At 72.1% G+C, this 11,573-nt stretch carries 11 protein-coding genes; 8 read left to right on the top strand and 3 right to left on the bottom strand.

Annotated elements, in window-relative coordinates:
* Positions 1 to 129: 129 nt before the first annotated feature.
* From MKL20_RS13265 to MKL20_RS13300, 8 genes are all read left to right on the top strand, one after another.
* The gene (locus MKL20_RS13265) at positions 130 to 597 is read left to right on the top strand and encodes a peroxiredoxin (protein WP_244037054.1); all 468 of its coding nucleotides are present in this window, start codon (positions 130 to 132) and stop codon (positions 595 to 597) included.
* A 422-nt stretch (positions 598 to 1,019) separates the two neighbouring features.
* Positions 1,020 to 2,186: a M23 family metallopeptidase gene (locus tag MKL20_RS13270; protein WP_244037055.1), complete on the top strand. Its 1,167-nt coding sequence runs from the start codon at positions 1,020 to 1,022 to the stop codon at positions 2,184 to 2,186.
* A 56-nt stretch (positions 2,187 to 2,242) separates the two neighbouring features.
* Entirely contained in the window at positions 2,243 to 2,788 is a 546-nt protein-coding gene (locus tag MKL20_RS13275) for a Uma2 family endonuclease (RefSeq protein WP_244037056.1), read from the top strand.
* A gap of 61 nt (positions 2,789 to 2,849) precedes the next feature.
* The gene (locus MKL20_RS13280) at positions 2,850 to 3,413 is read left to right on the top strand and encodes a Uma2 family endonuclease (protein ID WP_244037057.1); all 564 of its coding nucleotides are present in this window, start codon (positions 2,850 to 2,852) and stop codon (positions 3,411 to 3,413) included.
* Between the two features lie 62 nt (positions 3,414 to 3,475).
* A complete protein-coding gene (locus MKL20_RS13285) occupies positions 3,476 to 3,817 on the top strand; it encodes a hypothetical protein (RefSeq protein ID WP_092036933.1) in 342 nt (113 codons plus the stop codon).
* A 139-nt stretch (positions 3,818 to 3,956) separates the two neighbouring features.
* Positions 3,957 to 4,808 carry a DUF1206 domain-containing protein gene (locus tag MKL20_RS13290; protein ID WP_244037058.1) on the top strand — a complete coding sequence of 284 codons (852 nt, stop codon included), beginning with the start codon at positions 3,957 to 3,959 and terminating at the stop codon, positions 4,806 to 4,808.
* 91 nt (positions 4,809 to 4,899) lie between these two features.
* Positions 4,900 to 5,058, top strand: coding sequence for a hypothetical protein (locus tag MKL20_RS13295; RefSeq protein WP_167367636.1), 159 nt, complete (start codon positions 4,900 to 4,902; stop codon positions 5,056 to 5,058).
* Between the two features lie 98 nt (positions 5,059 to 5,156).
* The gene (locus tag MKL20_RS13300; protein WP_244037059.1) at positions 5,157 to 7,157 is read left to right on the top strand and encodes an SDR family NAD(P)-dependent oxidoreductase; all 2,001 of its coding nucleotides are present in this window, start codon (positions 5,157 to 5,159) and stop codon (positions 7,155 to 7,157) included.
* A 195-nt stretch (positions 7,158 to 7,352) separates the two neighbouring features.
* On the opposite strand, the gene MKL20_RS13305 is transcribed toward MKL20_RS13300, so the two are convergent.
* From MKL20_RS13305 to MKL20_RS13315, 3 genes are all read right to left on the bottom strand, one after another.
* A complete protein-coding gene (locus tag MKL20_RS13305) occupies positions 7,353 to 8,273 on the bottom strand; it encodes an NAD-dependent epimerase/dehydratase family protein (protein WP_244037060.1) in 921 nt (306 codons plus the stop codon).
* Positions 8,270 to 9,307, bottom strand: a complete 1,038-nt coding sequence (locus tag MKL20_RS13310) for an MraY family glycosyltransferase (RefSeq protein ID WP_244037061.1) — start codon at positions 9,305 to 9,307, stop codon at positions 8,270 to 8,272. Before MKL20_RS13310 ends, MKL20_RS13305 begins: the two co-directional genes overlap by 4 nt.
* A 70-nt stretch (positions 9,308 to 9,377) precedes the next feature.
* Positions 9,378 to 11,420: a protein meaA gene (locus MKL20_RS13315; protein ID WP_244037062.1), complete on the bottom strand. Its 2,043-nt coding sequence runs from the start codon at positions 11,418 to 11,420 to the stop codon at positions 9,378 to 9,380.
* Positions 11,421 to 11,573: the final 153 nt, after the last annotated feature.

Genomic DNA, 11,573 nt, shown 5'->3' on the forward strand with positions numbered 1-11,573 from the left:
GGATCGAAGCGCGTCCGCGCTTTACAGCGGGCGTGACTCCGAGTTCTGGTCGGGCGGCGCGGCGCAACCTCATGGTGCTGCCGCGCATGGCGGGACTGCACACCATCAATCGGCCGAAAGGAAGGCACGATGCCACTGTCAGAGGGCGATCCGGCCCCCGATTTCGACCTTCCGGCCTCCGGCGGCGGGCGGATCGCGTTGTCGGCACTCCGCGGTCACAAGATCGTGCTCTACTTCTACCCGAAGGACGACACGAGCGGCTGCACCCTGGAGGCGCAGGACTTCAACGGCCTGCTGCCGGCCTTCGCGGAGGCCGACGCGAAGGTGATCGGCCTGTCGCCGGACCCGGTGAAGAGCCACGACAAGTTCTGCGGCAAGTACGGCCTCGCCTTCCCGCTCGCCTCCGACGAGGACAAGGCCGTGCTGGAGGCCTACGAAGTCTGGGTCGAGAAGAGCATGTACGGGCGCAAATACATGGGCGTGGAGCGCACCACCGTGCTGGTTGACCGGGAGGGGCGCATCGCCAAGGTCTGGCCGAAGGTGAAGGTGCCCGGTCATGCCGAGGCGGTGCTGGAGGCCGCCCGGGCGCTGCCCTGATCGGGCGGGCTACCGTCGACACGGGTTTGGGGCGCTCTCGTTCTAGCAGGCCGCGACGTGCCCCCTCTCCCGTGCAGGCTCGCGGATTCAAACATTGCCTTGCGAAGGGGGGGCGGGCTCTCCTCCCCCTTGCGGGGAGGAGTTGGAGGTGGGGGTGGTGCAGAAGGCACCCTCACGTTCGATCCTGCACCACCCCTAGCCCCTCCCCGCAAGGGGGAGGGGAAAAGCGTGGTGCCGCAAGCGCTTGCTGATAGACCGATATGTGAATCCGTTAGCCCGCGCGGGAGAGGGGCCCCGCGCTCGGCACGCCGGCCTGCTCGAAGACCGAAACCCGTGGCGGCGGTAGCCGGTCGGGAGCGGGCGGCGCGACGGATCTTTAACCCTAATCGGGTCTGAATGGCGGCTTCCACGGGGCCGTCTTGATGCATCGCCCGCCGCTTCCCAAGCTCCTCGCCGCCGGGCTCGCCCTCGCCCTCCTGTGGGCGCTCGGGGCCTCCTACCTGATCGTGTTCCACGACGACGTGCTCGCCGGCTTCGTCGCCCGTCAGGGGGCGATGCGGGACGCCTACGAGGCCCGACTCGCCGAGCTGCGGGACCGGCTCGACCGGGCGGGCCGCGACCGGGCCGGCGCGGAATCGAGCCTGGCCGAGCGGGTCGCGGCGGCTTTGGAGCGTCAGGCCGAGCTGGAGCGCCGGCAGGCGGCCCTGGCCGGCCTCGGAACCCAGATCAACGACCCGCTCACCACCGGCGCACTGCCTCACCTGGACGAGGGCCCGGACGGGTTCGGCCTGCGCCCGGCCGAGACGGGCGTCCCGCCCCGATTCCCCGCCCTCCCCCGCCGGAGCGCTATCGACGCCGAGACCGGGCTGATCCGGCTGGAGGCGCGTCTCGACGGCCTGGGGACCGCGCAGGGTGAGCGCCTCGCCCGGGTGGTCGAGCGGGCCGGCGACACGGTCCGGCGCCTGCGCGGGCTGATCGGCCGCACCGGCCTCGACCCCGACCGCCTGGACCGCACGGCAGAGACCGGAACCGGCGGCCCGCTGGTGCCCCTCGACGCCCGCGCCCTGGACGGAACCAGCGTCGCAAGCGGCTTCGAAGGCAATCTGGACCTGGCCCGCCGGACGCTGGGTGATGGCGAGCGCCTGCACCGGCTCGCTGCAGCACTGCCGCTGCGCCGGCCGATCCGCGGCGAGCCGGTCGTGTCGAGCCCGTTCGGCACCCGGCTCGACCCGTTCACCCGGGGGCTGGCGTTCCATACCGGCCTCGACCTCAAGGCCGAGTCCGGCGAGCCCGCCCGCGCCACCGCCCCCGGCCGGGTGAGCGCCGCGGACTATGCCGGCGGCTACGGCAACATGGTCGAGATCGACCACGGCCACGGCGTGGTCACCCGATTCGGCCACCTCGCCCGCATCCGCGTCCGCCCCGGCCAGCGTGTCGCCGCGGGGGACGTGGTCGGCGCCGTCGGCTCGACCGGGCGCTCCACCGGGGCGCACCTGCATTACGAGACCCGGATCGACGGCGAGCCTGTCGACCCGCAACGCTTCCTCGAGGCCGGCGGGGACTTGGCCGCAGCGGTCGCAACCGATTGAGTTGGCGCCGGATTTTTCGATCCGTGATATCGTTGTGCGTCCGATCGGAGGCCGCGATGCAGACTGGGCGCATGAGCGTCGCCGAGTACCGGCGCTGGGTCGAGCCGCGTCCGGACGAGGAGCGCTGGGAGCTACTCGACGGCGAGCCGGTGCTGATGGCGTCCCCGAGCGCCCGGCACCAGCGCATCGTGACCAACCTGCTCACCCGTCTCGACGGGCTGGCCGAGCCGCGCGGCTGCGGCGCCTATCCGGGCCTCGCCATCCTCAGCGACGCGATGGACGATTATGCGCCCTACCCGGATGTGGTGGTCCATTGCGGGTCGATGCCGTCCAGAGGCTTCATCGACGATCCGCTGCTGATCGCCGAGGTGCTCTCGCCCGGCACCATGACCAACGACCGCGGCCGCAAGCTCGCCTTCTACGCCACCGTCCCGAGCCTCCAGAGCCTGCTCATCGTCTATTCTGACGAGGCCCGGATCGAGGTCTGGCGCCGGGATGCCGGTTGGACGATGCGGGTCGCCGGGCCGGGCGAGGCCATCGCCCTGCCGGAACTCGGTGGTGCCCTGCCGGTGGGCGAGGCCTACGCCCGGGGGACCGTCTGAACCGGCGCTGTTGCGGGTGGCATCACCGGTGCTACCATCGTCCGGTGACCGGAGGGCGGCGATGGCTGTGGCCGCGCGGCGCGACACGCGCATGGGATTTGCCGAGTTCAAGCGCTGGGCGGAGAACCGCCCGGATGCGGAGCGCTGGGAACTCCTCGACGGCGAGCCTGCGCTCATGTCGCCGCCGCGGGAGCGCCATCAGCGCATCGTCATGAACCTGGCCGGACGCCTGGATGCCCTGGCCGAGCCGCGGGGCTGCCGCGCGATGCCCGGGCTCGGGATCGTCAGCGCCGCGCAGGACGATTTCGTGCCGATCCCGGACGTGGTGGTGCGCTGCGGGCCGCCGCTGCCCGATGGCTACGCGGAGGATCCGCTTCTGGTCGCCGAGGTGCTGTCGCCTTCGACCATGAGCCTGGACCGGGGCCGCAAGATCGACTTCTACCGCACGGTGCCGAGCCTCGCGGTTCTGCTGATCGTCTATTCCGACGAGGCCCGCGTTGAAGTGTGGCGCCGGGAAGCCGATGACTGGACCGTGCAGGCGCTCGGCTTCGACGGCAGCCTTGCGCTGCCGGAACTCGACGGCACCGTGCCGGTGCGCGACATCTACCGCGGCCTCGCCGTCTGAGGCCCCGCACCCGATCGCAACGCGCCGGTTCGTCCGGCCCAGCAGAGCTTCAAGGCGCCGACTTGCCCCACTTCGAAGATTTCTACGCGGCCAAGCTGCGCGGCGCCCTCGGCGTGACGGACGCGGAATCCGTGCTCGACCTGCGCGGCGCCAACCGGGCGACCGCGGAGGCGTCCCTCAAGGACATGCTGGAGCGTAGCCGCTTCGCCAAGGGCAAGACCGTGGCGATCCGCCTGGACCCGCCCCCGGAGGGCGGCGGCGAGACCCTGTTCCAGCCGGCGGGCCGCCTGCTCCTGGACGCCAAGCGTCGCGGCCTGATCGAGCGCCTGCATACTCTGCCGGCCCAGGACGGCCTCGGATTCTACGTCGCCCTGGCCGGCCGCGCGGAGCGGACGCCCATGTGATCCAGTGTGATCCAGTGTGATCCGGCCGCCGGTGTAGAGCTGGCAACGGATCGGGTCCGGGCGTCCGGACGTTGATCGGGCCCACGCCACCGGATCCGCCCGTGCCGAACCCTGAACAACGCTCCGCCCGGTGCCGCGCATGACGCCTTTCCCCGGTGGGCGCAACACGATCGAGCGCATCGCCCGCCTCGGCTACGGCGCCCGCGGGGTCGTCTACTGCGTGGTCGGCGCCCTGGCGCTGCTCGCCGCCATCGGCCAGGGCGGCCGGGCCGGCGACAGCAAGGATGCCCTGCGCGCCGTCCTGGGCGGGCCGTTCGGCGCGGTCCTGGTTGGGCTGATCGCCCTGGGGCTCGCCGGCTTCGCCCTCTGGCGCCTGGTCGAGGGCGTGACCGATGCCGACCGGCGGGGCAATTCGGCCAAGGGGCTGGCGGTGCGCGGCGCGCATCTCATCAGCGCGGCGATCTATTTCGGGCTCGCCGTCAGCGCGGCCTCGCTCAGCCTCGGCCTCGGGATGAGCGGCGGCGACGGCGTGCATGACGGCACCGCCTGGCTCCTGGCAAAACCCTTCGGGCGCTGGCTCGTGGCCCTCGTCGGCCTCGGTGTGATCGGCGGCGGCTTCGGCTTCCTCGGCAAGGCCTGGCGGGGCGACGTCACCGAGCGGCTGTCCCTCGACGCCCAGGCCCGCGACCGCTGGGCCGGCCCGATCGGGCGCTTCGGCTACGCGGCCCGGGGCATCGCCTTCCTGATCATCGGCGGGTTCCTGGTGGCGGCGGCCTGGCACCAGCGCTCGTCGGACGCGAAGGGTCTGACCGAGGCCTTCGCGTTGCTGCGCGCCCAGCCCTATGGCTGGATCCTGCTCGCCCTGGTCGGGGCCGGCCACGCCGCCTTCGGGGCGTTCGGGCTGATCCAGGCCCGCTATCGGCACATCGACGCCCCCGATATCGACCGGGTCGACGACGCGGCCGGAGCGGCCGTCCGGGCGCTCACCTGAAAGATAAGTCTTTGTAAATCGTCGCCCATGCCCCATGTAGAGTTCACCCTCCGCGCAATACCGTGCCCTGGGCGACGACGCGGAGACGATTATGGCCAGGACGCTGATCACGGGTAAGGCGCAGACTGTAACGACCGAAGACTTCAACGAGCGCGTCAAGACCTTGCTCGTCGACAAGGTCTACCCGCTCAAGGGCCGGACCTACCAGAAGAACTTCAAGACCGGCTTCTCCGGCGCGATCGTCAAGTAGGACGATCCCCGGGCGGGGCGCGCTCCTGAGGCGTCCGGCCCCGCGTTGACAGGGCGGATGCCGCGGCGGATACCGCGCGGCACCCCATTCGGCCCCCGATGCAGCAGCGCTTCTACAAGATCGCGGTGATGGTGGCCCACGACCTCGCGGCGACCGCCGCCGCCGTGGTGCTCACCTTCCTGTTCCGCTTCCAGGGCGGCATGCTGGACGAGCGCCTGCACGCCCTGCCGCTGCTGCTGCCGCCGTTCCTGCTCTTCGCCGGCCTCGTCTACGGCCGGTTCCGGCTGTACCGGACCAAGTGGCGCTTCGCCTCGCTGCAGGATCTCGCCGGGATCGTCCGGGCGTCGAGCGTCCTGGCCCTGGCCCTCTTGGTGACCGACTGGGTCCTGGTCTCGGCCGACCTCTACGGCTTCTACTTCTTCGGCAAGATCGCGATTGTTTTGTACTGGGTCCTGCAGATCTTTCTGCTCGGGGGCGCGCGCCTTGCGTTCCGGTACCTCAAGGACACCCGCTCCCGGCAATCGAGCGCCCGGGCCGCCACCGTGCCGACGCTGCTGCTCGGGCGCGGCGGCGATCTCGACGTGCTGATCCGCGCCATCGAGACCGGCTCCGTCCGGAAGCTGGCGCCCCGCGGGATCCTGTCGCCGCGGGCGGACGAGACCGGGCAGTTCATGCGCGGCGTGCCCGTGCTCGGCGGCTTCCGGGATCTCGAACGGGTGGTGGCGGAGCTGGCGGCGAGCGGCGAGCCGGTGCGGCGGCTGGTGGCCGCCCCGAGCGCCCTGGTGCCGGAGGCCGCCCCCGACGACCTGATCGCCCGCGCCCGGCGGCTCGGCCTGCCGCTCGCCCGCGTGGTCGGGCTCGGCGAGGGCGCGCAGGGGCCCGAGCTGGCGCCCCTCGAGATCGAGGACCTGCTCCTGCGCCCCACCGTGGCGATCGACCGGCCGCGCCTGGAGGCGTTTTTGGCCGGCCGCCGGGTGGTGGTGACGGGCGGCGGCGGCTCGATCGGCTCGGAGATCTGCCTGCGGGCCGTGGCCTTCGGGGCCGCCGCGGTGCTGGTGCTCGAATCCTCGGAGCCGGCGCTCCACGGCATCCTCAGCCACCCGGCGATCCTGTCCGCCCAGGCCGCGGTGACCGGTGTGCTCGCCGATATCCGCGACCGCGAGCGGGTCCATCAGGTCATCGCGGCGTTCCGGCCCGATTGCGTGGTCCACGCCGCCGCGCTCAAGCAGGTGCCCTACCTGGAGCGCGACTGGCAGGAGGGCATCAAGACCAACGTGTTCGGCTCGATCAACGTCGCCGAGGCCGCGGTGGCGGCGGGCGCCCGGGCCCTCGTGATGGTCTCCACCGACAAGGCGATCGAGCCGGTCTCGCAGCTCGGCGTCACCAAGCGCTTCGCCGAGATGGTCGCCCAGGCGCTGGATGCCGAGCAATCCGCCAAGCCGGACCATCCCACCCGCCTGATCGCCGTGCGCTTCGGCAACGTGCTCGGCTCGGTCGGCTCGGTGGTGCCGGTGTTCAAGGGGCAGATCGCCCGGGGCGGCCCGGTCACGGTCACCGATCCCGACATGGTCCGCTATTTCATGACCGTCCGTGAGGCCTGCGACCTCGTGCTGACCGCGGCCTCCCACGCCGACGGCGAGGGCCGGGCCACCCCGGAGGCCGAGCGCGCCGCGGTCTACGTGCTCAAGATGGGCCAGCCGGTGCGGATCGCCGAGCTCGCCGAGCGGATGATCCGGCTCGCCGGGTTCGAGCCGGGGGCCGAGATCGAGATCGCCTATACCGGCGCCCGCCCCGGCGAGCGGCTCAACGAGATCCTGTTCGCCCGTGAGGAGCCCCGGGTCACCCTGCCGGGCATCGACGGCGTGATGGCGGCCCGCCCGGTCTTCGCCGACCGCGCCCGGCTCGACGCCTGGGTGGCCCAGCTGCGGGCGGCCGTCGCGGCGGGCGACCGGGCGGCCGCGGAGGCCGTGTTCGAGGCGGCGGTGCCGCATTTCCGCGAGCGCCACGCGCAACGGCCGGGCGGGCGGGAGTTTGTTTCCACGGGGGCGACGGCCGAGGCCGAGCCGCCGGTTAGTGCGGCGAGCGCTGCGATCGGCTGACGCGTTCGGCTCCCCGGGTCGACCTCGTGTTTCGTCCCACCCAACCCCCTCATCCTGAGGCGACGGAGCGCAGCGGAGGCCTCGAAGGAGCCCTCCAGCCGGCCGCGCGATTCCTGGAGGGCTCCTTCGAGGCCCGCTGAAGCGGGCGCCTCAGCATGAGGGGTGTGGATGGGAAAGACCGTCACCGCCCTGAATTCAGCCGCCCTCTCGCGCCAAGCGCGCCAGCCCGTCCCGCGTCGGCGCGGCCGGGCGCCATCCGAGCGCCGCGAGGCCGTCGGCGCGGGCCTCCAGGCCTTCCGCAACGCGGGCGAACACAGCCTCCCGGCCGGTCAGCCGGCAGGCCAGGCCGAGGAGGCCGGCCGGCACCGGGACCAGCCCGGGCTTGCGGCCGAGGCCGGCACGCAGCGCCGTGAGCATCTCGGCCAGGCTGAGCGGGTCCGGATCGGCGGCGATCAGGGCGGATCGGATCGGGGCCGGCGCCCGAAGGACGGTGTCCACGGCCCCCGACAGACTCTCCAGGGAGATCAGCGAGCGCCGCGCCGCGAGGGAGCCCAGCGGCAGCGGATAGGGGCTGCGGGCGAGCCGCAGGAGCGCGGCCATGTTGCCCTTCACGCCCGCGCCGTAGACCAGGACCGGGCGGAGCGCGACCCAGTCGAGACCGGTCTCGGAGAGCGCCCGCTCGGCCTCCAGCTTGGAGCGGCCGTAGGCGTCGGTGGGCCGGGGCTCATCGCCCTCCCCGACGACGCCCGGCGCGCTGGCCCCGACCTGCGCGCGGATCGAGGACAGGAACACGAACCGCCGCACCCTCGCCCGGGCCGCAGCCTCCGCGAGCTTGCGCGTCGCCTCGGTGTTGAGGGTGCGGTAATCGTCCTCGGGGGCGCCCGACATGGCATGGGCGAGGCCCGCCGAGTGCACCACGGCGTCGACGCCGCTGAGCGCCGCCGCCATGTTGATCGGGCGGGTCAGGTCGCCGACCACCGCGCTCGCGGCGCCCTCCGGCAGCGCCGTCGGCCGGCGCAGCAGCACCCGGACCCGGTAGCCGCGGGCGGTGAGGTCGGCAAGCAGATGGCGGCCGATGAACCCGGTGGCCCCGGTGAGCGCGATCGATCCGGTCACGGGCTGGCGGCACCTTCGGCATGGGCCGGCGCGGGGGCGCGGGCGAAGCGGCGGAGCAGGGTGGCGACCAGGGCAAGCCCGGCCGCGAGCGCTCCGAGCGTGACCGGCCAGGACGGCCAAAGCAAGGTCGCGGCGGCGAGCCCCGCCAGCACGAGGTTGACCCCGAACACCCGCGCCGCGACCCCCAAGACGGTCAGGCCGTTATCGGTGGCGCGCTGGTAGTAGTGGCCGCGATGCGCCTCCCAGACCCGCTCGCCCCGCGCCCCCCGGGCGGCGAGCGTCAGGCTGGCATCGGCGAGGTAGACGAGCGGTAGCAGCAGGGCGGCGGCGAGCCCCCCCGCCAGGGCGAGCTGGCAGAGCAGCCAGGCGGTGACGAGCCCGATCGGCAGCGAGCCGACATCCCCGAGGAAGAGGTTCGCCACCGGCCGGTTGAACGGCGCGAAGCCGAGCAGCGCCCCGAGCAGGCAGGCCGCCACCAGGGCCGGCAGCGGCGGCAGGTATCCGGCGAGCCCGAGCAGCAGCAGTGCTCCGGAGACCGGGACGATCTCGGCCACCGTCAGCCAGTCGAGCCCGTCCATGAAGTTCGTCAGGTTGACGAACCAGACGCCGGCCAGCAGCGCGAGGCCGCGCTCCAGCCACAGGGGCGCCCAAGGCAGCAGCCGCCCGTCGAGCTGCCAGACCAGCACGCCGACCACCCCAGCCTGCACGGCGAGCCTCAGTCTGGCCGGCAGCGGCCGCAGGTCGTCCACGGCGCCCAGCAGCGCCAGGACCAGGGTGCCGCTCGCGAGCCCGATCCAGTCCGGCCGGCCGCCGATCTCCGGCGCCGCGATCAGCAGCCCCGAGATCGTCACCAGCGCCGTCACCACGGCGATCCCGCCACCCTGGGGCGTCGGCACCGTGTGGCTCGACCGGGCGTTCGGCCGCGCCAGGGCGTAGCGCTGGAGGGCCGGGCGCAACCGCAGGATCAGCCCGGCCGACAGGGCGGCGGCGAGCAGGACGGCGAGGACGAGGATCGTAGCGAGGGCGGACGGCATCGCGCCGTCCTACGCGATCCGCAGCGCGATCGGGAAGGCGCGCACACCTGTATCCCGGCCGGATGCGTCTTCAGTAAACCTGCGCGCCCTCCCGCGCCGGCTCCGGCGGGCTGCCCTGCCGGTCCAGGCTCTTCTCCACCACCTTGGCCAGGCCGATCATGATCGCGTCGATGGCGTAGTCCTTGGGCGTGTAGACCGCGCGCACGCCCATGTTCTTCAGGACGAGCTCATCCTCCGGCGAGATGATGCCGCCGACCACCACGGGGATGTGGTCGAGCCCGGCCTCGCGCATCTGGGCGCGGACCTCGCGCACCAGCGGCACGTGGCTGCCGGACAGGATCGACAGGCCGACCACGTGGGCGCCGGTCTCCTTGGCCTTCGCCACGATCTCCGCAGGGGTCTGGCGGATGCCGTCGTAGGTCACGTCGAAGCCGACATCCCGGGCGCGCAACGCGATCTGCTCGGCGCCGTTCGAGTGGCCGTCGAGGCCGGGCTTGCCGACCACCAGCCGCGGCGTCTCGCCGAGCCGCTCGCCGAGATCCGCGATCAGGAGCTTGGCCTCCTCGGCCGCCCCGGAGGAGACGGTCTCGAGGCTCACCCCGGTGGGCGCCCGGTACTCGCCGAACACCTGCCGCAGGCGCTCGCCCCACTCGCCGGTGGTGACGCCGGCCTTCGCGGCCGCGATCGAGACCGGCATGATGTTGGCGCCGGAGCGCGCGGCCTGCTCCAGGGCTTCGAGCGTCTGGCCGACAGCCCGGTCGTCGCGCTTGCTGCGCCAGTCGCGGATGCGGCCCTGCGCCTCCATCTCCACGGTCTCGGACACGGAGAAGATCGCGCCCTCCCCGGCGGTGAGCGGCGAGGGCTCGCCCTGCTGCCACTTGTTGACGCCGACGACGATCTGCTCGCCGGCCTCGATCGCCGAGATCCGCTTGGCGTTCGACTCGACCAGGGCGCGCTTGAGGGCGCCGGTCTCCACGGCGGCGACCGCGCCGCCGATGCCGCCGATCCGCTCCAGCTCGGCCCGGGTCTCGGCCTTCAGAGCCTCGACCTTGGCCTCGATGACTTTCGAGCCGTCGAAGATATCGTCATATTCCAGAAGATCGGTCTCGAAGGCCAGGATCTGCTGCATGCGCATCGACCATTGCTGGTCCCAGGGCCGCGGCAGGCCGAGGGCCTCGTTCCAGGCCGGCAGCTGCACCGCCCGGGCGCGGGCGCGCTTGGAGAGGGTCACGGCCAGCATCTCGATCAGGATGCGGTGGACGTTGTTTTCGGGCTGCTGCTCCGTCAGTCCGAGGCTGTTGACCTGGACCCCATAGCGAAAAATCCGCTTCTTCGGGTCGTCGATGCCGTAGCGCTCCTGGGCGATCTCGTCCCAGAGCTCGGCGAAGGCCCGCATCTTGCAGATCTCGGTGACGAAGCGCAGCCCGGCATTCACGAAGAACGAGATCCGCCCGAACACGTCGGAAAAACTTGTCGCGTCGAATTCGGGGTCGTCGCGCACGGTGTCGAGCACCGCGATGGCGATGGCCAGCGCGTAGGACAGCTCCTGGACCGGCGTCGCCCCCGCCTCCTGCAGGTGGTAGGAGCAGACATTCATCGGGTTCCACTTCGGCACGTTCTGGGTCGTGAACAGGATCACGTCCTTGGTGAGCCGGAGCGAGGGCGCGGGCGGGAACACGTAGGTCCCGCGCGACAGGTACTCCTTGATGATGTCGTTCTGGGTCGTGCCCTGGAGGGCATCGAAGGGCGCACCCTGCTCCTCGGCCACCGCCAGGTAGAGCGCCAGCAGCCACGGGGCCGTGGCGTTGATCGTCATCGAGGTGTTCATCTGGGCGAGCGGGATGTCCTGGAACAGGGTCCGCATGTCGCCGAGATGCGCGATCGAGACGCCGACCTTGCCGACCTCCCCGCGCGCCAATTCGTGATCGGGATCGTAGCCGGTCTGGGTCGGCAGGTCGAAGGCCACCGACAGGCCGGTCTGGCCCTTGGCGAGGTTGCCCCGGTAGAGCGCGTTGGACTCGGCCGCGTTGGAATGGCCCGCATAGGTGCGGATGATCCAGGGTTTATCGCGGGGCGTCTTGTCGCCCGTGGTTTCCGCGACGCGCACGCCCATCCTGGCCTCCATGTCGTGTTCTTGACTATCCGCGCTCGGGGCGCAGCCTTGACCGCACCGTAGCGAAGGCGGCCGGGCGCGTCATCCGCGACAGAGGTGCAACGCGCGCCGGTTGTGTTTGGGCGGCCTTTAAAAAACTTGTCCGGGCGGACA

The sequence above is a fragment of the Methylobacterium sp. E-066 genome (assembly GCF_022829635.1).
Classification (GTDB): Bacteria; Pseudomonadota; Alphaproteobacteria; order Rhizobiales; family Beijerinckiaceae; genus Methylobacterium.

Bases quoted from the DNA above. Each gene is read 5' to 3' on its own strand.
- MKL20_RS13265 (WP_244037054.1), top strand. From the start codon at position 130: ATGCCACTGTCAGAGGGCGATCCGGCCCCCGATTTCGACCTTCCGGCC.
- MKL20_RS13275 (WP_244037056.1), top strand. From the start codon at position 2,243: ATGCAGACTGGGCGCATGAGCGTCGCCGAGTACCGGCGCTGGGTCGAG.
- MKL20_RS13280 (WP_244037057.1), top strand. From the start codon at position 2,850: ATGGCTGTGGCCGCGCGGCGCGACACGCGCATGGGATTTGCCGAGTTC.
- MKL20_RS13310 (WP_244037061.1), bottom strand. From the start codon at position 9,307: ATGCCGTCCGCCCTCGCTACGATCCTCGTCCTCGCCGTCCTGCTCGCC.
- MKL20_RS13295 (WP_167367636.1), top strand. From the start codon at position 4,900: ATGGCCAGGACGCTGATCACGGGTAAGGCGCAGACTGTAACGACCGAA.
- MKL20_RS13315 (WP_244037062.1), bottom strand. From the start codon at position 11,420: ATGGGCGTGCGCGTCGCGGAAACCACGGGCGACAAGACGCCCCGCGAT.
- MKL20_RS13300 (WP_244037059.1), top strand. From the start codon at position 5,157: ATGCAGCAGCGCTTCTACAAGATCGCGGTGATGGTGGCCCACGACCTC.
- MKL20_RS13290 (WP_244037058.1), top strand. From the start codon at position 3,957: ATGACGCCTTTCCCCGGTGGGCGCAACACGATCGAGCGCATCGCCCGC.
- MKL20_RS13270 (WP_244037055.1), top strand. From the start codon at position 1,020: ATGCATCGCCCGCCGCTTCCCAAGCTCCTCGCCGCCGGGCTCGCCCTC.